The following is a 19,818-nucleotide window of genomic DNA, read 5'->3' on the forward strand; positions in this document are numbered from 1 at the left end:
GCCCTTCTCCCCACTTTTCCCGCACCCTCGCTCCGCCGACCGGCGCGCACGCTGATCCGTGCCGCACTCAGGCGGCGTCGAGGTGCGCCCCTCGCCGGCCGCTCTCCCCCTCCGTGGAGCATCATGAGCATCAGCCACGCCCCGCCAGATTCCCCGGAAACCGACATTTCGGAAACCTCCCATCCGAATGCCGCCGAGCCCACAGCCCTCGGCCCGGTCCCCGTCCTCCCTCTCGACCTCGAGCCCATCGTCCCCACCTCCTCCCGCCACACCCGCGTCCCCCGCTGGCTGCGCCGCACCACCGGTCCGGTCCTGCTGCTGGTGCTGTGGCAACTCCTCAGCAGCACCGGCGTGTTGACCGCCGACGTCCTCGCCTCCCCCGGCCGTATCGCCCAGGTCGCGGGTGATCTGATCTCCGACGGTTCGCTGACCTCGGCGATGACGACCTCTTTGCAGCGGGTCGCGGGCGGGCTGCTCCTCGGCGGCCTCATCGGCACCGGACTCGCCCTCGTCGCAGGGCTGTTCCGGATCGGCGAGGACATCGTGGACGCCCCGGTACAGATGCTGCGGACCGTGCCGTTCGTGGGTCTGATCCCGCTGTTCATCATCTGGTTCGGCATCGGCGAGGCCCCGAAGATCGCCATCATCACGCTCGGCGTGACCTTTCCGCTCTACCTCAACGTCTACGCGGGCATCCGTGGCGTGGACGCCCAGCTGATCGAGGCCGGGGAGTCCCTCGGTCTCTCGCGGTGGGGGCTCGTACGGCACGTCATCCTGCCCGGCGCGTTGCCCGGCGCCATGACCGGTCTGCGCTACTCGCTCGGCATTTCCTGGCTCGCGCTCGTCTTCGCCGAGCAGGTCAACGCGGACTCCGGCATCGGCTTCCTGATGGTGCAGGCGCGGGACTTCCTGCGCACCGACGTCATCGTGGTCTGCCTGATCGTCTACGCCTTCCTCGGCCTGCTGGCCGACTTCATCGTCCGCTCGCTCGAAAGGCTGCTGCTGCAATGGCGACCGACGTTCACCGGCCGGTGAACCACCAGGTGACCGAGGAACCCACGGCCGAGGCATCCACGGCCGAGGAGCCCAAGCGCGATGCGTCCAAGGCCGAGGCACCCCGCCCCGCGCAGGCCGTGCGCGTCGAGGGGCTGACCCGCTCCTTCGACGGCCGTGCCGTCATCGACGACCTCCGACTCGACGTCCGCGCAGGCGAGTTCGTGGCCCTGCTCGGCCGCAGCGGCTGCGGCAAGTCCACCCTGCTGCGCATCCTCGCCGGACTCGACCGGGACATCGAGGGCACCGTCCTGGTACCGCGCCGCAAGGCGGTCGCCTTCCAGGCACCCCGGCTGATGCCGTGGAAGAAGGTGTGGCGCAACGTCCTGCTCGGCCTGCCGGGCAAGCCCGCACGCGCCGTCGCCGACCAGGCCCTGGGGGAGGTCGGCCTGAGCCACCGCACGGACGCCTGGCCCAAGACCCTCTCCGGCGGCGAGGCCCAACGCGCCTCGCTGGCAAGGGCGTTGGTGCGCGAGCCCGATCTCCTGCTGCTGGACGAGCCGTTCGGCGCGCTCGACGCCCTCACCCGGATCAAGGCCCAGCGTCTGGTCGGGGAGTTGTGGCAGCGGCGCGGCTGCGCGGTGCTGCTCGTGACGCACGACGTCGAGGAGGCCGTGCTGCTCGCCGACCGTGTCCTCGTGATGGACGAGGGTGTCATCGCGCACGAGCAGGCCATCGACCTCGACCGGCCCCGCGACATCACCGATCCCCGGTTCGCGGAGATCCGCGGGCAGCTCCTGGAGCGCCTGGGCGTCGACACCGCAGCCGAAGCCGCCTGAACTCCCCTACCCACACACCAAGTTCCACAGAACGGATCCCCATGCGACGTCGCCTCGCCCCCGCCGCACTGCTCCTTCCCTTCGCTCTTCTGCTCACCGCCTGCGGCGGAAACGCCTCCGCCGGCACCGACACCGACGGCAAGGGCTCCCTCACGCTCAACGTCGGTGACCAGAAGGGTGGTTCGGAGGCGATCCTGCGAGCCGCCGGGGAGCTCGACAACCTTGACTACAAGATCAAGTGGTCTACCTTCACCTCCGGCCCGCCTCTTCTGGAGGCCGTCAACGCCAAGGCCGTCGACATCGGCGGCGTCGGCAACACCCCGCCGGTGTTCGCGGCCGGCGCCGACTCGAAGATCACGGTGGTGGCGGCCTGGCACGGTACGTCCAAGGGCGACGCCATCCTCGTACCGAACGACTCCGAGCTGACCGGTCCGGCGCAGCTGAAGGGCAAGTCCGTCGCCGTGGCCCAGGGTTCGTCCGCCAACTACCAACTGGTCGCCTCCCTCAGGAAGGCCGGGCTCGGTCTGGGCGACGTGAAGGTCAAGTACCTCCAGCCGGCCGACGCCCTGGCCGCGTTCACCTCCGGCAAGGTCGACGCGTGGGCGGTGTGGGACCCGTACACCTCGCAGATCCTCCAGGCGAAGCAGGGTCGCGTGCTGACCACCGGGGACGGCATCACCAACGGCCTGACCTTCCAGGTGGCGGCGCCGAGCGCGCTGAAGGACAAGAAGAAGGTCGCCGCGATCAACGACTACCTGGAGCGGCTGCGACGCGCCTACAAGTGGGTCTACTCCCACGAGCCGGAGTGGGCGAAGGTCTGGGCGAAGGAGACCGGGCTGCCCGAGGACGTGGCGCTGGCCGCGGTGAAGCGCACCTACACCACCCGGGTCGCGGTGGCGGTGGACCAGCGGCTCATCGCCTCCGAACAGGAGATCGCGGACACCTTCACCGGCCTGAAGCTCATCCCCCGCAAGGTCGACTTCGGCGAATTCACGGACGCGCGGTTCAACGGCGGCCTCCCGCCGTCCACCACCACGCCCCGCCCCGCGGAGACGGACTGACACGACCGCGGGAAGATCCAGCACCTCCGCACCGTTGGTAGAAAGGTGAACAACTTCCGCGAGGTCGAGGTCGTCGTCATAGGCGCTGGTCAGGCAGGTCTGTCCAGCGCCTATCACCTGCGCCGCACCGGTTTCGAGCCGGAACGCGACTTCGTGGTGCTGGACCACTCCCCCGCCCCGGGCGGCGCCTGGCAGTTCCGGTGGCCCTCGCTGACGTACGGCAAGGTCCACGGCATGCACGCGCTGCCGGGGATGGAGCTCACGGACGCCGATCCGCAGCGGCCGTCGTCGGAGGTGATCGCCGAGTACTTCACGGCGTACGAGCGCGCTTTCGACCTGCGGGTACGGCGGCCCGTCGATGTCCGTGCCGTACGCGAGGGTGACGAAGGGCGGCTGCTCGTCGAGGCCTCGGACGGGACCTGGTCGACCCGGGCGCTGATCAACGCCACCGGCACCTGGGACCGGCCGTTCTGGCCGCGCTATCCCGGCCAGGAGACCTTCCGGGGGCGGCAGTTGCACACCGCGCAGTACCCCGGGCCCGAGGCGTTCGCCGGGCTGCGGGTGGTCGTGGTGGGCGGGGGCGCGTCGGGCACCCAGCACCTCATGGAGCTCGCCCCGTACGCGGCCGCCACCACGTGGGTCACCAGGCGTGAGCCCGTCTTCCGCGAGGGCCCCTTCAGCGAGGACGTCGGCCGGGAGGCCGTGGCGCTCGTCGAGGAGCGGGTACGGCAGGGACTGCCGCCGAAGAGCGTGGTGTCGGTGACCGGGCTGCCGCTCAACGACGCGGTCCGGCAGGCGATCACGGACGGGGTCCTGGACCGGCAGCCCATGTTCGACCGGATCACGCCCGAGGGCGTGGAGTGGAACGACGGGCGGCGTCTGGAGGCCGACGTAATTCTGTGGGCGACCGGATTCCGGGCCGCCATCGATCACCTGGCTCCGCTGAAGCTGCGCGAGCCGGGTGGCGGGATCCGGGTCGAAGGCACGCGCGCGGTGGCCGACCCACGGATCCATCTCGTCGGCTACGGCCCGTCGGCGAGCACCATCGGCGCCAACCGCGCGGGCCGTGCGGCCGTGCGCGACATCAGGCGGCTGCTGACGACGGAACCCGTAGCAGCCTGACGCTCCGTCATCGTCACCCCGCCTTGGCCGACTTCTGCTGGTTCTTGTTGAACTCGGCCACGTTGCGCCGGTGTTCCTCGAAGCTGTTGGTGAAGCGGGTGTCCCCCGGCTTCACCGTCACGAAGTACAGCCAGTCCCCAGGGGGCGGGCTGATCGCCGCGCGCATCGCGTCCTCGCCCGGGTTGTCGATCGGGGTCGGCGGCAACCCCATGCGCTGGTACGAGTTGTAGGGGCTGTCGATCCGGAGGTCGGCGCTGGTCGTCCTCAGCGTGGAGCGGTTCAGCGCGTAGTTGATGGTGGAGTCCATCTGCAACGGCATCCCGCGCTCCAGGCGGTTGAAGATGACCCTGGCCACCTTCCCCATGTCGGCCTTGGCCGCCGCCTCGGCCTGAATGATGCTCGCGATGGTGACGGCCTGGTAGACGTTCATCGCGTTGCGCTGGGCGCCGGCCGCGACGGGGGCGCCCTTGAACTTCCGGTTCGCGGTGTCGACCATGAACGAGAGCAGCGCCTCGGGCGTCGTCTTCCTCCCGTTGCGCTCCAGCGGATACGTCGCCGGGAAGAGATAGCCCTCCGGGTTGCCCTCCGCCTCGTTGGGCAGCGTGAGGTGCACTTTCGCCAAGGACTTCTTGGCGGTGCCCGGGGGCTGGGCGAGGGCCTTGTCCACGGCGTCGTAGATCTGCCCGGCCCGCCAGCCCTCCGGGATCACCAGCGTGATGGGCTTCTTCTCCCCCTGGCTCTCCAGGCTCAGCAGCGGTACCGCCACGGCGGTGCCTGCCACGACGGCCCCGGTCGCGATGAGGACGAGTCGGCCCCGGCGCGTCAGTCGAATCGTGCTCCGTGGCGGAGTGTTCATGTGCATGCGGGCACGGTAACCCGCATATCGTCATAAACCAGGCATATCTTCGGCTTGTCGGATACGGTTCAGCTGGTCGGTTCCAGCTGCGCGTCCCCGTGTGCGGGGTCCAGTCGGGCGTCCCGGCGTACCAGCTCCGCGTACCGCCCGTCCCGTTCCAGCAGTTCCTCGTGCGTACCGCGTTCGGCCACCCGGCCGGAGTCGAGGACCACGATCTGGTCGGCGTCGCGGATGGTGGACAGGCGGTGCGCGATGGTGAGTGTGGTGCGGTTGGCCGAGAGCGCGTCGATGGCCGCCTGCACCGCGAACTCGGTCCGGGTGTCCAGGGCGCTGGTCGCCTCGTCCAGGATGAGGACGGGCGGGTCTCGCAGAATGGTCCGGGCGATCGCCAGGCGCTGCTTCTCACCGCCGGAGAACCGGTGGCCGCGCTCCCCGACGACCGTGTCGTACCCGTCCGGCAGCGAGGCGATGTGCTCGTGGATCTGGGCCGCCCGCGCCGCCTGCTCGATCTCCTCGTCGGTCGCCTCCGGCTTCGCGAAGCGGAGGTTGTCGGCGACCGAGGCGTGGAAGAGGTACGTCTCCTGGGAGACGACCCCGATGCCGCGTGCCAGGGTGTCGAAGTCCAGGTCGCGGACGTCGACCCCGTCGAGGGTGACCCGGCCGCCCGTCACGTCGTAGAGCCGCGGGACGAGATAACCGAGCGTGGACTTGCCGGCGCCGGTCGGGCCGACGACCGCGAGGCTGCTGCCGGCGGGGACGTCGATGTCGATGCCGCCGAGGATGGGGCCGCGCTGGTCGTCGTCGCTGTCATATCGGAACTCCACGCCCTCCAGGCGGACCTCGCCCTTGACGCGGTCGAGGTGGACCGGGTCCTCCCGCTCGGTGATGTCGATCGGCAGGTCGAGGTACTCGAAGATGCGCTGGAAGAGCGCGAGCGAGGTCTGGATCTGGACGCCGGTCGACAGGAGGCTCACGGCCGGACGGAACAGGCCCTGCTGGAGCGAGACGAAGGCGACGATGGTGCCGATGGAGATGTCCGGGCCGCCCGTCTGGAGGGCGAAGCCCGCGGTCCAGTAGATGATGGCGGGCATCGCGGACATGACGATCCCGATGACGGCCATGCGCCAGCGGCCGGCCATGTTCGACCGCACTTCGAGGTCGACCAGACCCTCGGACTCGTCGGCGAAGGACCGGGTGAGCGAGTCGGAGCGGCCCATGGTGCGGCCGAGCAGGATGCCGCTGACGGAGAGCGACTCGGTGACGGTCGCGGCCATCGCGGCCATCTGCTTCTGGCGTTGGGTGACGATCTTCTTGCGTTCCTTGCCGACCCGGCGGCTGATCCACACGAACACCGGGAGCAGCAGCAGCGAGACGACGGTCAGGCGCCAGTCGAGGGCGATCATCGCGACGATCGTGGCGATGACGCTGGTCAGGTTGGAGACCAGGGACGTGGCGGTCGAGGTGACGGTGGCCTGCATGCCGCCGATGTCGTTGGCGATGCGCGACTGCACCTCGCCGGTGCGGGTGCGGGTGAAGAACGCGAGCGACATGCGCTGCAGTCGGCCGTAGACCGCGGTGCGCAGGTCGTGCATGACGCGCTGGCCGACCGTCGTGGAGATGAGGGTCTGCAGCACGCCGAAGATGCCGGTGAGGACGGCGCTCAGGATCATGCCCAGCGCGAGCAGGCTGAGCAGTCCGGTGCGGCCCTCCGGGATGGCCACGTCCAGCGTTTCCTTCAGCAGGAACGGGGTGGCCACGGTGACGAGGGAGGAGGCGCCGACCAGCAGGCCGACCACGGCGAGCTTGGCGCGGTAGGGCTTGAAGAGCCGGAGGATGCGGCGCACCTGACGGGGTTGGTCGGTCGAGGTGCCCGGGGTGGGGGTCCAGTCGATGTGATCGCGGGGCATGGTCTCCTACGGAGGGTGAGAGGGCGAGGACCAGCGGAGCCTAGCTCATTGTTACCTATGCTCACAATGAACGAGATCCTGATATTGTTCCCGCATGGACACGCCCGATTCCGACAGCCTGCTCGCCGAGCAGTTGCTCAGGCTCACGCGCCGGGTGCACCGCATCCAGAAGCGCCAGCTTCATGAGCGCGGTCTCGGCGTGACTCCGGCCCAGTCCCGGCTGCTGCGCACCCTCGCGCACTGGGAGACGCCACCGCGCATGGCCGATCTCGCGGAGCGGCTCGAGGTGGTGCCGCGCGCGGTGACCACGCTCGTGGACGGGCTGGAGGCGAGCGGCAAGGTGCGCCGGGTTCCTGATCCGGCCAATCGCCGGGTGATCCGCATCGAGCTGACCGACGACGGAGTGAAGGTTCTTCAGGAACTGCACGCCGCGCGCAGGGCGGCCGCGGAGGAGATCCTCGCCCCCCTGACGGACCAGCAGCGCCGGGCGCTCGGCGGACTCCTGGACACCCTGGTGGACACGCACTGCTGAACAGACCGCGGCCACCACTCCGTAACCCTGGAGCGGTGGCCGCGGTCTGTTCAGGAACGCCGGTCAGCCGGCCTCGGAGACCGCAGGCTCCTTGGTGCCCTCGGCCGGTACCTCGGCGAGCTGCTCCTGCGCCACGGGCTCGACGGTCTCACCGCCCAGCACCTTCTTCGCCCGCTCGATGTCCAGCGCCCCCTCCCAGCGGGAGACCGCGAAGACCGCGACGCAGTTGCCGAGCAGGTTCGTCACGACGCGCATCGAGTCCATGATGCGGTCCACGCCGAGGAGCAGGGCGACCGCCCCGGCGGGGATGGCACCCAGCGAGGACGCCGTGGCGGACAGAGCGAGGAAGGCCGAGCCCGGGATGCCCGCCATGCCCTTGCTGGTCAGCATGAGCACCAGGACCACGGTGATCTGCTGGCTCAGGCTGAGGTCGACGCCGACCGCCTGGGCGATGAACAACGTGCCGATGGAGAGGTAGAGCGAGGCGCCGTCGAGGTTGAAGGAGTAGCCGGTGGGCAGCACCAGGCCCACCGCGTCGTCGCGGGCGCCGGCCTTGCGCAGCTTCTGCATCACGCGCGGCATGACGGACTCGGTGGACGCGGTGCCGAGCGCGAGGAGCATCTCCTCGCGGATGTAGCGCAGGAACTTCCAGAGGCTGAGCCCGGTGACCGCCTTGAGCGCGACGGCGAGCAGCACGATGAACAGGGCGGCGGCCGCGTAGCACAGGACGATCAACTTGGCGTAGGTCTCGATGACGCCGAGGCCGTACTGGCCGATCAGGACGGCCATCGCGCCGAACACCGCGATCGGCGCGAGGCGCATCACGAAGCCCACGACCGCGAAGATGATCTCCTGGGCCTGCTCGATGGCGGGCAGCACCTGCGGGACCTTGGTGTGGCCGAGGTGCAGCAGCGCGGCGCCGACCAGACAGGCCAGGATGAGCACCTGGAGCAGGGAGTTCTCGGCGAAGGCGCCGATGAAACTGGTGGGCAGCGCGTTGACGATGAACTCGGTCGTCGAGGGAAGGTGCCCGCCGCCCGTCTTGGCGTCGACGGCGGCGGTGTTGAGCGTGGCCGGGTCGACGTGCATCCCCGAGCCGGGCTGGATCACATTGGCGGCGACCAGACCGATGACCAGCGCGAGGGTGCTCGCGACCTCGAACCAGATCAGCGCCTTGAGCCCGATCCGGCCGAACGCCTTCAGGTCACCGGCCTTCGCGATGCCGACGACGACCACACAGAACACGAGCGGCGAGATGATCGTCTTGATGAGCCGGGTGAAACCGTCGCCGAGCGGCTGCAGGTCCGAGGCGAAGCCGGGCCACAGCTTTCCGACGAGGACGCCGAGCACGAGGGCGCAGGCGACCTGCGCGAAGAGAGACGTACGCAGTATGTGTGCGACGCGTCGCGGCAGGGACGGGACGGACGGCGGCACGGGCACTCCTTGAGCGACGGGGGACGCGCAGAAGCATGGGGGATACTTCTGCGATACGGAAAGCGGTTTCCGTGGCGATCACTCTGGAGGGACCGTTGATCACGCGCAAGACCGTCGCGTTTCGGCCGTGTAAATCACTGCATCTGTGACACATCGCACACAACTCGCCTCAGCAGCCGCTGCGTTCGCCGGTCAGCACCCCCTGAGCGGTGGTGAGAGAACGGTCGTAGCAGCCGGTCGAACCGCGGATCCGGTAATGCTCGCTCGTCGTGCCGACCGCGTGCCGCTGGTCGCGCGGGACGTTGATCGTGTACGTGGCGTCGCCCGCGTAGGTGTCGTCGAGCCGGGACCACCCCGTGCGGTGGCCCGCTCGGATCACCGAGGCTTCGGCACGGTCACCGAGGATCAGCACGGTGCGCAGCCGGTCGCCCGTGCCGATGGTGGTCGTGCCGTCCATCGCGTACGTGCGGTGGGCGCGGGTGGTGCGGGCCGGTCCGCGACCGTCGACGCTGACCGACTCGTTGTCCCTCCAGGTCGCCTTGAGCGCGTCGGGGTTCTCGCCGTCGCCCCAGCGGTGGGTGGACGTGTTCGCCAGCGAGCGGCGGACCGTGGTCGTGACGCGGCCGTGCGAGGTGTCGACATATCCGGCGACGGTGAGCCGGTGGTCACCCTCGGTGTCCACGCGGTGTTCCGAACCCGGTGTGTACGTCGAGGAGTTGGCGAGGTCGCTGTTCTGGTGCGTGGTGAGCTTGCCTGCGACGTGGGTGCTCTTGGCGTCCTGCCAGACGAGGACGTTCACGGGGGTGCTCCAGCCCGGCTGCCCCTCGGGGACGCCGACGACCGCGACCTCCACGCGGTGCGGGCGCCCGTCGTTGAGGATCCCGGCGAAGGGAGTCAGGTCGTATTCGATCGGCTTGATGTCGAAGGCACGGGGGCCGGGGACGACGTACCAGAGGAAGGGATTGGACCAGCCACCCGTCCACACCGTCGGGAACGGAGCAGCGATCCCCGCGAGCCGGCCGTCGACCTTGATCTGCACCTCACGGTAGGGACCGTTGTCGGCCTGGCAGGAGTACGGCGCTTCGGACGGCACCGTCAGGTACCAGTACTCCTCACAGCCGCCGCCCGAACCGGTGGCGTACACCTCGGCGAGAATGCGCTCGCTGTTGCGCGGAGTGGTGAGGGTGTTGTCGTCGAGCGTCAGCACACGGTCCGGCGCCGGGGCCTGTCGCCCCTCGTAGAACGTGAGCGTGACCTTCACGTCGATGATCCCGGTGTACGTGTCGTCGACGACGTTTCCGATGAGCATCTCTACGTCGTGACCGGTGCGAAGGGTGTCGCTGTAGCGCGTGACGTCCTTCTCGACGGACCACTGGATACCGTCGGGCGAGGGCTGCGGTGTGGACGTACGGAAGACCTCGACCCCGCCGATGTGCAGATACCCGAGCCGGTCGAACTGCCGTCCCCTGACCTTGCCGTCCATGCGCAGCACGACCTTGCTCCAGCGGTCGCCGCAGCCCTCGGGAGGTGTGTAGGTACCGGTGTACGGGGTGAAATCGCGGAACTGCGCTTCGGCGACAGTGAGTTGGCAGGACTTGCCAGAGGGCTTGGCGACGGGTGGTGCCGCGGTGAGGGGGTCGTGCCAGTCGGTTCCGAACTCGGCGGGGAGGTCGGCGGACTGGGCTGCCACGGAGGGAGCCTCCGCGGGCTGGGCGGGGGTCGCCCCGAGCAGGGTGCCCGCCAGGAGGGTCGCCCCTGCGAGCATGGACATGACGATCCGTCTCTTCATGGCCGTGTTCTACGGCGAGTTGGCCATCCCCCGCAATGCCGCCTCCCGCCACGAGCTCAGGCCCTCAGGTCCGCCCTGTCCCCCATCACCACCACGGGATGCCGGTCCGGATCGAGCGTGCGCAGCAGGTACCGCATCGCCGCCCTGGACACGCTGACACAGGCGGACGTACCACTGCCGTGATCCATGTGCAGCCAGATACCGCCGCCCTTGGCGTAACCCTGGGGCCGGGCCTGGTTGTTGGGCGGCGTGCCCTCGATCCGGTTGTAGTCGATGGCGATGACGTAGTCGAAGTCGTGCCAGTAGGACCGGGGCCACCAGCGTGGGGCCGCGATGGCGGCGGATCGCGTGTACGGCAGCCGGGCCCCGGGGTCCGGGAGCACGCCCCCGGCGTCGCTGAGCGTGAACACGCCGACAGGGCTGCGTTTGTCGCCCTCGTGGTGGCCGGTGGTCCAGCCCTTCTTGCCGTTGTGCGCGGGCCAGCCGCGGACGCGGTCCCAGGTGGAACCGTGCTTGGTGTAGAGCACGACGGTGGCGTCCGCGGAGTCCTTGCCGTCGCCGTATACCGCGACGACCTGGCGGGACGCGGCGGGGATGCGGCGCTGGAGGCGGTCGCCGACGCCGGGGACGCGGGTCGGTCCATCCGCGGGCTTGTCGGCGGCCTTGGTGTGGGGGTTGCCGGTGCCTGCCGGGCCCGGGCCTCCGCATCCTCCCAGGGGGATCAGCAGCGCTCCCAGGAGCGTCGTCATCACCACGGCACGTCGTGCGTCTCCGCCTCGCATCGCTCCATGGTCGCACCGCGGGCCGGGGAAAACCGACTCCACGAGCGCAGCCGCTTCTCTGCGGCGCGGCGGAAAACCTGTTGCCTTTGACCACGCTCTGCCGCGACCCTTTCACGGTTTGCAGCCGCCGTGTGCGGCTCCCTCCCACCCCGCTGACACGAGCCACTGGACGTCACCGTCATGCAGATCCAAGACCTTCCGTATCGCGACCCGGGTGTGCCCGACGCACGCTCGGGCTCCCGGTTCCTGTGGTGGCTCTTCAGGAACCAACTGGGCGGACAGCTCAAGTCACTTGCCTGGGGACTGCTGCACTTCCTCTCCATCTCCGCGCTGCCCTTCTGCGTCGGCGTGGCCGTCCAGGCGGTCGTCGACCACTCGGGCCGCCGACTCGCCCTCGCGGGCGGCCTGCTGGTGCTGTGCTGCATCGGCAGCGCGCTCGGCGACACCTTCCTGCACCGCTCCGCCGTCACCAACTGGATCACGGCCGCCGCGCGCGTCCAGCAGCTGCTGGCCCACAAGGCCGCCAACCTGGGCTCGGCGCTGACCCGACGGGTCGCGGCCGGCGAGGTCGTGGCCGTCTCCACCGGCGACGTCGAGAAGATCGGCTGGTTCGTGGAGGCCTGGTCGCGGTTCACCGCGGCGGCGGTCACCATCGTCGTGGTCTGTGCCGGAATGGTCGTCTACCAGCCGCAACTCGGCGTGCTGGTCGCCGTAGGCCTGCCGGTCCTGGCCCTCGCGGCGCTGCCGCTGCTGCCCCGGGCGACCCGGCGCGCCGACTTCCAGCGCGAGAAGGCCGGCCGCGCCACCGAGCTGGCCTCCGACACCGTCGCCGGCCTGCGGGTGCTGCGCGGCATCGGCGGCGAGGAGCTCTTCCTCGACCGCTACCGCAGGGCCTCCCAGGAGGTCCGTCACGCGGCCGTGCGCAGCGCCCGGATGTGGTCCCTGATCGCCGCCATCCAGGTACTGCTGCCCGGACTGCTGCTCATCGCGGTCGTCTGGTACGGCGTCCACCTGGCCCGTCAGGGCCGCGTCGAGATCGGCGAACTGGTCGCCGTCTACAGCTCGGTCATGATCCTGTCCTATCCGCTGCGGCACTTCGAGGAGATCGCCATGGCGTACTCCTTCTCCCGGCCCTCAGCCACGCGGGCCGCCCGGGTGCTGTCGCTGGAGCGCGCCATGTCCGCCGAGGGCTCGCGGGACAGGGCCGGGGACAGCCTGCCGGCCGGGGATCTGTACGACCCGGCCACCGGTCTGCTCGCCCCCTCCGGCCGGCTCACCGCGGTGGTATGCGGCGACCCGGACGCGGCGGGAGTGCTCGCCGAGCGCCTCGGCGGGCACCCCTCGGAAGAGGGCACGTCGGTGCTGCTGGGCGGAGTGCCGCTGGACGAGTTGCCGCTCGGTTCGGCGCGCACGGCGGTCCTGGTCCAGGACAAGGACCCGGTCCTGCTCTCGGGGACCCTGCGCGAACTGCTCGACGTGCCCGCCTCAGGCGCTGTCGGCGCCGAGGAGGCGCTCGCGGCCGCGCAGTGCGCGGACGTGCTGGCCGCCCTGGTCCAGGGGTCCTTGGGCGCCGAGGACCCGATGGACGCGCGCATCACCGAGCGCGGACGGTCCCTGTCGGGCGGCCAGCGCCAGCGGCTCGCCCTGGCCCGGTCCCTGTTCACCGACCCGGAGGTGCTCGTCCTGGACGAGCCGACCTCCGCCGTCGACTCGCACACCGAGGCACGGATCGCACAGGGGGTGCGGGACCTGCGGGCCGGGCGCACCACCGTGGTGTTCACCTCCTCGCCGCTGCTCCTGGACCACGCCGACCGCGTGGTGCTCGTGCACGAGGGCGAGGTCGCGGCGGTCGGCGTGCACCGCGACCTGGCGCGCAAGGAACCGCGGTACCGGGCGGTCGTCACCCGCGAGACGGACGAAGAGGCCGCCCTCAACGGCGTACTGAACGAACTGGAAGAGATCGAGGAGACAGCATGATCGGCGTCGCGCCACCGGCCTACGACCCGGCGGCCCCGACGACGGCGAACACCCTGCCCGTCGGAGCCACCGCGACCGTACGCGCCTACGTGGCCGAACTGTTCCACCGGCACCGCCGCGCCTTCGCGCTCCTCGTCGGGGTCAACACGGTCTCGGTCGTGGCCTCCATGGTCGGGCCCTGGCTGCTCGGTGACCTCGTCGAGCGGGTGTCGGACGGAGCGAAGGAACTCCATCTGGAGCTGACGGCCGGGCTGTTCCTGATCTCGCTGATCGTCCAGGCCGTGTTCGTACGGGAGGTGCGGCTGCGCGGTTCGATGCTCGGCGAACGCATGCTGGCCGACCTGCGCGAGGACTTCCTCGTACGGTCGGTCGGCCTGCCGCCCGGCGTCCTGGAGCGGGCCGGGACCGGTGACCTGCTGTCCCGGATCACGACGGACATCGACCGGCTCGGCAACGCGATGCGCGAGGCCGTGCCACAGCTGGCGATCGGCGTGGTGTGGGCTGCCCTGCTGCTCGGCGGGCTCGTGATCACCGCGCCGCCGCTGGCCGCCGCAGTGCTGCTCGCCCTGCCGTTGCTGGTGGTCGGCTGCCGCTGGTACTTCAAGCGGGCGCCGTCCGCGTACCGCTCGGAGGCCGCCGGATACGCGGCCGTGGCCGCCGCGCTCGCGGAGACCGTGGACGCCGGACGCACCGTCGAGGCGCAGCGGCTGAGCGCCCGCCGCATCGAGCTGTCGGAACAGCGGATCAAGGAGTGGACCGCCTGGGAGCGCTACACCCTGTGGCTGCGGTCGGTCCTCTTCCCGTGCATCAACGTCAGCCACGTGATGATCCTTTCGTCGGTGCTGATGGTCGGCGGGGTCTTCGTGCTCCAGGGCTGGATCGGGGTCGGTCAGCTGACGACGGGCGCGCTGATCGCGCAGATGCTCGTCGACCCGGTCGGGCTGATCCTGCGCTGGTACGACGAGCTGCAGGTGGCCCAGGTGTCGCTGGCCCGGCTGGTCGGGGTCCGGGACATCGAGCCTTCCAGCGGGGACGCCGGGCTCGCTCCCGACGGGCGGGACGTGCACGCGGACCGGGTGCACTTCGGCTACGTGGAGGGCGTGGACGTCCTGCGCAAGGTGTCCCTGGAGGTCGCCCCCGGCACGAGGCTGGCACTGGTGGGTCCCTCGGGTGCCGGCAAGTCCACCCTCGGCCGTCTCCTGGCCGGGATCTACGCGCCCCGGGACGGCCGCATCACCCTCGGCGGCGCCGAACTGTCCCGGATGCCCGCCGAACGCGTCCGTGAGCACGTGGCCCTCGTCAACCAGGAGCACCACGTCTTCGTGGGCTCCCTGCGCGACAACCTCCTGCTCGCCCGCACGGACGCCACGGACGCCGAGCTCTGGGCGGCCCTCGGCGCGGTCGACGCGGACGGATGGGCGGGTGCGCTCGACGAGGGTCTGGACACCGAGGTCGGCTCGGGCGGCCTGACCGTCACCCCGGCCCAGGCCCAGCAGGTCGCGCTGGCCCGGCTGGTGCTGGCCGACCCGCACACCCTGGTCCTGGACGAGGCGACGTCGTTGCTGGACCCCCGGGCCGCACGCCACCTCGAACGTTCCCTGGCCCGCGTCCTCGACGGCCGCACGGTGGTCGCCATCGCCCACCGCCTGCACACCGCCCACGACGCGGACGTCATCGCCGTCGTCGAGAACGGCCGCATCAGCGAGCTGGGCAGCCATGACGAGCTCGTCGCGGCGGACGGGGCGTATGCGGCGTTGTGGAGGTCTTGGCACGGGTGAGAGTGGGGGTGGGGCATGGGGTGGGGGTGGGGGTGACCCTCCGACGACCAGTCCAGCCCCACCCCGACCCACGCCACCGTCCGGCCCGACCCACACCCTCGGCCCTTCCGACAACCAGCCCAACCCACACCCGGCCCGCTCCAACAGGCCGCTCCAGCACACACACCGGCCCCTCCAACGACCGACCCGACCCACACCTGCGGCCCCTCTGACCACCGGCCCAACCCACACCCCGCCCCCTCCGACCACCGCTCAAGCCGGCGCAGCGCCCCCGTGGCGTTGCGCTGTCCCGAAAGGGAGTGGAAGGCTGGACAGCAGCACCGGCTCAGGGAGCGCCCGCGGACGGCATGGTTCGACGGCGGGCGCGGCAAGTGCCCCGTGAGTCCGTGGTCCGTCCCGGGCCGCGGGAGGACCGGGCCCGTCCCCTTCACCTGGAGGTACCCGTGGACAGCTCCGACGGATGGGGAGACGACGTCTACCAGCCCGACGGCTCCGAGATCCAGGACGACGCGGGGCTACTCGACGCGGAGGACACCCTGGAGGACGACGGGGTCGGCGACCCTCTCGACCGCGGCTGGTCCCCGCCGGAGAGACCGTGGGCGGTGGAGCACAGCGGCGTGACGGCCGCGGAGCGCCGGCGGGGCGAGACGTTGGACCAACGGCTCGCGGAGGAGACGCCCGACCTCGCGCCGGCCGAAGGTGACGGCATCGGTGACTACGAAGGCTCCGACGGCGAGCTCCTGGACAACGAGGTCGGCGCGATGCGCTCCGGCCGCCTCGTGGCCCCCGACGAAGGGGCCCACGAGGACGAGGAGAGCGCGCTGATCGCCACGGACGTGGGCATCGACGGTGCCGCGGCGTCCGCGGAGGAGGCCGCGATGCACATCGTCGACGAGGAGCCCCTGTCGGGCTGACCACCGTGGCCGGCCGACAGGTCCCAGCACTGCCCACCGCACCGCCCACGCCCCACCCCGCCCCGCAGAAGGAGCAGCCATGCAGCAGGACAAGCAGCCCGACTACCACCCGGTCGTCTTCCGTGACCGCTCCGCCGGCTACGCGTTCCTGACCCGGTCCACCGCCACCAGCGACCGGACCATCGACTGGGACGACGGCGAGACCTACCCGGTGGTGGACGTGGAGATCTCCTCCGAGAGCCACCCCTTCTACACCGGCAAGGCGCGGACGGTGGACTCCGAGGGACGTGTGGCCGCCTTCGAGCGGCGCTACGGAGGCGGGACCGGCCAGGGCAGCTGACGGAGGAATCCGTCGCCCCGGCCTCAGATGAAGTTGAGCGCCGCCGCGCAGCCCACTCCCCCGAGGAGCATGAACACCGGCATCAGCACCTTCAGCTCGACCCAGCTGCCCGCCCGGAACCGCATGAACTTCGGCGGGCCGATCGGGTACCAGCGCTTGCGGCCCACCGGGATCGGCCACAGGACCGGGCAGCCGGAGACCGTCAGCGCGTCCCCGATGTCGTGCACGAGCGCGCCCAGCACGACCGGCAGCCCCAGCCACAGGTACTCCTGGCCCGGCTGTGTGAACAGCCAGTCCGAGCCGTTGCCCGGCTTGTCCAGAATGCCCGCTATGATCCACGCGCTGGTCGCGGCCAGCAGCCAGACCAGGACGTCGGCGCTGGAACCCCGGGTCGCCCGCCACAGCAGGCCCTCGATGGCCAGCACCATGTGCGCGAACAGGATCGCCAGCACCGCCCAGCGGCCGCCGGTGATCGCCGCCACCGAGCAGCCCGCGCCGATCATCACGGCCCACAGCCAGGTGTGGGTGAGCGTGCGGTGTCCGCCGGAGCGACGTGGGTCGCCCTGCTTCTTGGTGGCCTTGTAGACGGCGTACGAGAGTTTGTCGACGATCTCGCACAGGCCCCGCGAGACCGGCCCGAAGGCCCGCGAGATCGTGGCCGCCTTGTGGTCGAGGTCGGGAGCGAGCGCGGCGCCCGCGCAGATCAGGGCTCCAGCCAGCAGTACGGGCCACGGCATGGTGTGCCCCGTGGCGGCGGCCGCCGCTCCTACGCCCAGCCAGGCCGCGGCGCCCGACAGTGAGTGTGCTGGTCCCATCATCGGCGTTGCCCGCCCCATTCCTCGTGTGCCACTGTCCAGTTGACCGGCTGCGCTGACGCTCCGTCGGCGACACAGCGTACTGGTCGTGATCTTCCCACTCGCATCCGATTCCCCCATCGGGCATCCGGGCAGGCAAGATGGGTGGGTGACCCTCATCGATCAGCTGCCGCCGACCGCCGACCCCGATGCCCTCTACGACGCCTTCGAGTCGTGGGCCGAGGAGCGGGGGCTGACGCTCTACCCCCATCAGGAGGAGGCGCTGATCGAGGTGGTCTCCGGCGCGAACGTGATCGTGTCGACGCCCACCGGCTCCGGCAAAAGCATGATCGCGGCGGGTGCGCACTTCGCCGCCCTCGCCCGTGACGAGGTCACCTTCTACACCGCGCCCATCAAGGCGCTCGTGTCGGAGAAGTTCTTCGAGCTGTGCAAGATGTTCGGCACGGAGAACGTCGGCATGCTGACCGGCGACGCATCCGTCAACGCCGACGCTCCCGTCATCTGCTGCACCGCCGAGGTGCTCGCCTCGATCGCGCTGCGCGACGGCAAGGGCGCGGATGTCGGCCAGGTCGTCATGGACGAGTTCCACTTCTACGCCGAGGCGGACCGCGGCTGGGCCTGGCAGATCCCGATCCTGGAGCTGCCCCAGGCGCAGTTCATCCTGATGTCGGCCACGCTCGGCGACGTCTCGATGTTCGAGAAGGACCTCACTCGGCGCACCAACCGGCCCACGTCCGTGGTCCGCTCGGCGACCCGCCCCGTACCGCTCTCCTACGAGTACAAGCTCAGCCCGCTCACCGAGACCCTCACGGAGCTCCTGGAGACCAAGCAGGCGCCCGTCTACATCGTGCACTTCACGCAGGCGCAGGCGGTGGAGCGGGCGCAGGCGCTGATGAGCATCAACATGTGCTCGCGTGAGGAGAAGGACCAGATCGCCGACCTGATCGGCAACTTCCGCTTCACCACCAAGTTCGGCCGCAACCTCTCCCGTTACGTGCGGCACGGCATCGGGGTCCATCACGCCGGCATGCTGCCCAAGTACCGGCGGCTGGTGGAGAAGCTCGCCCAGGCCGGTCTGCTGAAGGTCATCTGCGGCACGGACACGCTCGGCGTCGGCGTCAACGTGCCCATCCGCACCGTGCTGTTCACGGCGCTGACCAAGTACGACGGCAACCGTGTCCGCACCCTGCGCGCTCGCGAGTTCCACCAGATCGCGGGCCGCGCGGGCCGGGCGGGCTTCGACACGGCGGGCTTCGTCGTCGCCCAGGCACCCGAGCACGTCGTCGAGAACGAGAAGGCGCTCGCCAAGGCCGGAGACGACCCGAAGAAGCGCCGCAAGGTCGTCCGCAAGAAGGCACCCGAGGGCTTCGTCGGCTGGACGGACAACACCTTCGAGAAGCTGATCGCCTCCGAGCCGGAGCCGCTGACGTCCCGCTTCCGCGTCACGCACACGATGCTGCTGTCGGTGATCGCCCGTCCGGGCAACGCCTTCGAGGCGATGCGGCATCTGCTGGAGGACAACCACGAGTCGCGCAAGCAGCAGCTCAAGCACATCCGGCGGGCGATCGCCATCTACCGCTCGCTGCTGGACGGCGGCATCGTCGAGAAGCTCGACGAGCCCGACGCAAGCGGCCGCATCGTCCGCCTCACCGTGGACCTCCAGCAGGACTTCGCGCTCAACCAGCCGCTGTCCACGTTCGCGCTCGCCGCGTTCGAGCTGCTCGACCCCGAATCGCCGTCCTACGCCCTGGACATGGTTTCTGTCGTGGAGTCCACCCTGGACGACCCCCGCCAGATCCTCGTCGCCCAGCTGAACAAGGCGAAGGGCGAGGCCGTGGCCGCGATGAAGGCGGACGGCGTCGAGTACGAGGAGCGCATGGAACGCCTCCAGGACATCACGTACCCGAAGCCCCTGGAGGAGCTCCTCTTCCACGCGTACAACACGTACCGCAAGAGTCACCCCTGGGTCGGCGACCATCCCCTCTCCCCGAAGTCCGTCATCCGTGACATGTACGAACGGGCCATGTCCTTCACGGAGCTGGTGTCCTTCTACGAGCTGGCACGCACCGAGGGCATTGTCCTGCGCTACCTCGCAAGTGCCTACAAGACGCTCGACCACAACATCCCGGACGACCTCAAGTCCGAGGATCTGCAGGACCTGATCGAGTGGCTCGGCGAGACGGTCCGCCAGGTCGACTCCAGCCTCCTGGACGAGTGGGAGCAGCTCGCCAACCCCGAGGAGATGACCGCCGAGGAGGCTCAGGAGAAAGCCGACGAGGTCAAGCCGGTCACCACCAACGCGCGCGCCTTCCGCGTCCTGGTCCGCAACGCCCTGTTCCGCCGCGTCGAGCTCGCTGCCCTCGACCAGGTCGAGGAGCTGGGCGAGATGGACGCCGAGGCCGGCTGGGACGCCGACGCGTGGGGCGAGGCCATGGACAAGTACTGGGACGAGTACGACGACCTCGGCACCGGACCCGACGCCCGCGGTCCCAAGCTGCTGCAGATCGAGGAGGAGCCGCACAACCGGCTGTGGCGCGTACGGCAGACTTTCGCCGACCCCAACGGCGACCATGACTGGGGCATCAGCGCGGAGATCGACCTCACGGCCTCCGACGCGGAGGGCCGCGCGGTCGTCCGGGTCACCGATGTCGGCCAGCTGTGAGCACAGGAGAATCCCAC

The 19,818-nt window shown here is 70.2% G+C and carries 16 protein-coding genes; 10 read left to right on the top strand and 6 right to left on the bottom strand.

Annotated elements, in window-relative coordinates; genetic code table 11:
• The first annotated feature begins 123 nt into the window (after positions 1-123).
• The 4 genes from AQJ46_RS23325 to AQJ46_RS23340 are packed head-to-tail and all read left to right on the top strand — an operon-like array spanning position 124 to position 4,015.
• Positions 124-1,035, top strand: a complete 912-nt coding sequence (locus AQJ46_RS23325) for an ABC transporter permease (protein WP_059207448.1) — start codon at positions 124-126, stop codon at positions 1,033-1,035.
• Complete coding sequence (locus AQJ46_RS23330; protein WP_059207449.1) at positions 1,008-1,832, top strand: ABC transporter ATP-binding protein; 825 nt, start codon at positions 1,008-1,010, stop codon at positions 1,830-1,832. Before AQJ46_RS23325 ends, AQJ46_RS23330 begins: the two co-directional genes overlap by 28 nt.
• A gap of 41 nt (positions 1,833-1,873) precedes the next feature.
• Positions 1,874-2,893 carry an ABC transporter substrate-binding protein gene (locus AQJ46_RS23335; protein ID WP_059207450.1) on the top strand — a complete coding sequence of 340 codons (1,020 nt, stop codon included), beginning with the start codon at positions 1,874-1,876 and terminating at the stop codon, positions 2,891-2,893.
• 45 nt (positions 2,894-2,938) lie between these two features.
• Positions 2,939-4,015 carry an NAD(P)-binding domain-containing protein gene (locus AQJ46_RS23340; RefSeq protein WP_059207451.1) on the top strand — a complete coding sequence of 359 codons (1,077 nt, stop codon included), beginning with the start codon at positions 2,939-2,941 and terminating at the stop codon, positions 4,013-4,015.
• 13 nt (positions 4,016-4,028) lie between these two features.
• Here AQJ46_RS23340 and mltG read toward each other — a convergent pair whose 3' ends face one another.
• Both mltG and AQJ46_RS23350 read right to left on the bottom strand, forming a co-directional pair.
• Positions 4,029-4,877 (bottom strand): endolytic transglycosylase MltG, encoded by an 849-nt coding sequence (gene mltG / locus AQJ46_RS23345; protein WP_059207452.1) that lies wholly within the window; start codon positions 4,875-4,877, stop codon positions 4,029-4,031.
• A 62-nt stretch (positions 4,878-4,939) separates the two neighbouring features.
• Entirely contained in the window at positions 4,940-6,778 is a 1,839-nt protein-coding gene (locus AQJ46_RS23350; protein ID WP_059207453.1) for an ABC transporter ATP-binding protein, read from the bottom strand.
• A gap of 94 nt (positions 6,779-6,872) precedes the next feature.
• On the opposite strand from AQJ46_RS23350, the gene AQJ46_RS23355 reads away from it, so the two are divergent.
• Positions 6,873-7,310 (top strand): MarR family winged helix-turn-helix transcriptional regulator, encoded by a 438-nt coding sequence (locus AQJ46_RS23355; protein WP_057609854.1) that lies wholly within the window; start codon positions 6,873-6,875, stop codon positions 7,308-7,310.
• A gap of 63 nt (positions 7,311-7,373) precedes the next feature.
• On the opposite strand, the gene AQJ46_RS23360 is transcribed toward AQJ46_RS23355, so the two are convergent.
• The 3 genes from AQJ46_RS23360 to AQJ46_RS23370 form a co-directional block, all read right to left on the bottom strand.
• The gene (locus AQJ46_RS23360) at positions 7,374-8,744 is read right to left on the bottom strand and encodes a cation:dicarboxylate symporter family transporter (protein WP_059207454.1); all 1,371 of its coding nucleotides are present in this window, start codon (positions 8,742-8,744) and stop codon (positions 7,374-7,376) included.
• A gap of 169 nt (positions 8,745-8,913) precedes the next feature.
• Positions 8,914-10,533, bottom strand: coding sequence for a peptide-N4-asparagine amidase (locus AQJ46_RS23365; RefSeq protein ID WP_079072402.1), 1,620 nt, complete (start codon positions 10,531-10,533; stop codon positions 8,914-8,916).
• A gap of 56 nt (positions 10,534-10,589) precedes the next feature.
• Positions 10,590-11,315 carry a L,D-transpeptidase family protein gene (locus tag AQJ46_RS23370; protein ID WP_059207456.1) on the bottom strand — a complete coding sequence of 242 codons (726 nt, stop codon included), beginning with the start codon at positions 11,313-11,315 and terminating at the stop codon, positions 10,590-10,592.
• A gap of 180 nt (positions 11,316-11,495) precedes the next feature.
• Between AQJ46_RS23370 and AQJ46_RS23375 the strand changes: the two genes are divergently transcribed.
• From AQJ46_RS23375 to AQJ46_RS23390, 4 genes are all read left to right on the top strand, one after another.
• Positions 11,496-13,292 (top strand): ABC transporter transmembrane domain-containing protein, encoded by a 1,797-nt coding sequence (locus tag AQJ46_RS23375; protein ID WP_059207457.1) that lies wholly within the window; start codon positions 11,496-11,498, stop codon positions 13,290-13,292.
• The gene (locus AQJ46_RS23380) at positions 13,289-15,070 is read left to right on the top strand and encodes an ABC transporter ATP-binding protein (RefSeq protein WP_059207458.1); all 1,782 of its coding nucleotides are present in this window, start codon (positions 13,289-13,291) and stop codon (positions 15,068-15,070) included. The genes AQJ46_RS23375 and AQJ46_RS23380 overlap by 4 nt, the downstream gene beginning before the upstream one ends.
• A gap of 443 nt (positions 15,071-15,513) precedes the next feature.
• On the top strand, positions 15,514-15,984 hold the full coding sequence (locus tag AQJ46_RS23385) for a DUF5709 domain-containing protein (RefSeq protein ID WP_059207459.1): 471 nt from the start codon (positions 15,514-15,516) through the stop codon (positions 15,982-15,984).
• A gap of 79 nt (positions 15,985-16,063) precedes the next feature.
• Positions 16,064-16,324 (top strand): type B 50S ribosomal protein L31, encoded by a 261-nt coding sequence (locus tag AQJ46_RS23390; RefSeq protein ID WP_059207460.1) that lies wholly within the window; start codon positions 16,064-16,066, stop codon positions 16,322-16,324.
• Positions 16,325-16,347: 23 nt separating this feature from the next.
• On the opposite strand, the gene AQJ46_RS23395 is transcribed toward AQJ46_RS23390, so the two are convergent.
• Complete coding sequence (locus tag AQJ46_RS23395) at positions 16,348-17,142, bottom strand: metal-dependent hydrolase (protein WP_059207461.1); 795 nt, start codon at positions 17,140-17,142, stop codon at positions 16,348-16,350.
• Between the two features lie 145 nt (positions 17,143-17,287).
• On the opposite strand from AQJ46_RS23395, the gene AQJ46_RS23400 reads away from it, so the two are divergent.
• Positions 17,288-19,801, top strand: a complete 2,514-nt coding sequence (locus tag AQJ46_RS23400) for a DEAD/DEAH box helicase (protein WP_059207462.1) — start codon at positions 17,288-17,290, stop codon at positions 19,799-19,801.
• Positions 19,802-19,818 lie beyond the last annotated feature (17 nt).

Source organism: Streptomyces canus (assembly GCF_001514145.1).
Taxonomy (GTDB): domain Bacteria; phylum Actinomycetota; class Actinomycetes; order Streptomycetales; family Streptomycetaceae; genus Streptomyces; species Streptomyces canus.

Coding starts and splice junctions, on each gene's coding strand:
- AQJ46_RS23330 (WP_059207449.1), top strand. CDS start 1,008: ATGGCGACCGACGTTCACCGGCCGGTGAACCACCAGGTGACCGAGGAA.
- AQJ46_RS23365 (WP_079072402.1), bottom strand. CDS start 10,533: ATGAAGAGACGGATCGTCATGTCCATGCTCGCAGGGGCGACCCTCCTG.
- mltG (WP_059207452.1), bottom strand. CDS start 4,877: ATGCACATGAACACTCCGCCACGGAGCACGATTCGACTGACGCGCCGG.
- AQJ46_RS23380 (WP_059207458.1), top strand. CDS start 13,289: ATGATCGGCGTCGCGCCACCGGCCTACGACCCGGCGGCCCCGACGACG.
- AQJ46_RS23375 (WP_059207457.1), top strand. CDS start 11,496: ATGCAGATCCAAGACCTTCCGTATCGCGACCCGGGTGTGCCCGACGCA.
- AQJ46_RS23325 (WP_059207448.1), top strand. CDS start 124: ATGAGCATCAGCCACGCCCCGCCAGATTCCCCGGAAACCGACATTTCG.
- AQJ46_RS23350 (WP_059207453.1), bottom strand. CDS start 6,778: ATGCCCCGCGATCACATCGACTGGACCCCCACCCCGGGCACCTCGACC.
- AQJ46_RS23390 (WP_059207460.1), top strand. CDS start 16,064: ATGCAGCAGGACAAGCAGCCCGACTACCACCCGGTCGTCTTCCGTGAC.
- AQJ46_RS23355 (WP_057609854.1), top strand. CDS start 6,873: ATGGACACGCCCGATTCCGACAGCCTGCTCGCCGAGCAGTTGCTCAGG.
- AQJ46_RS23395 (WP_059207461.1), bottom strand. CDS start 17,142: ATGATGGGACCAGCACACTCACTGTCGGGCGCCGCGGCCTGGCTGGGC.
- AQJ46_RS23335 (WP_059207450.1), top strand. CDS start 1,874: ATGCGACGTCGCCTCGCCCCCGCCGCACTGCTCCTTCCCTTCGCTCTT.
- AQJ46_RS23370 (WP_059207456.1), bottom strand. CDS start 11,315: ATGCGAGGCGGAGACGCACGACGTGCCGTGGTGATGACGACGCTCCTG.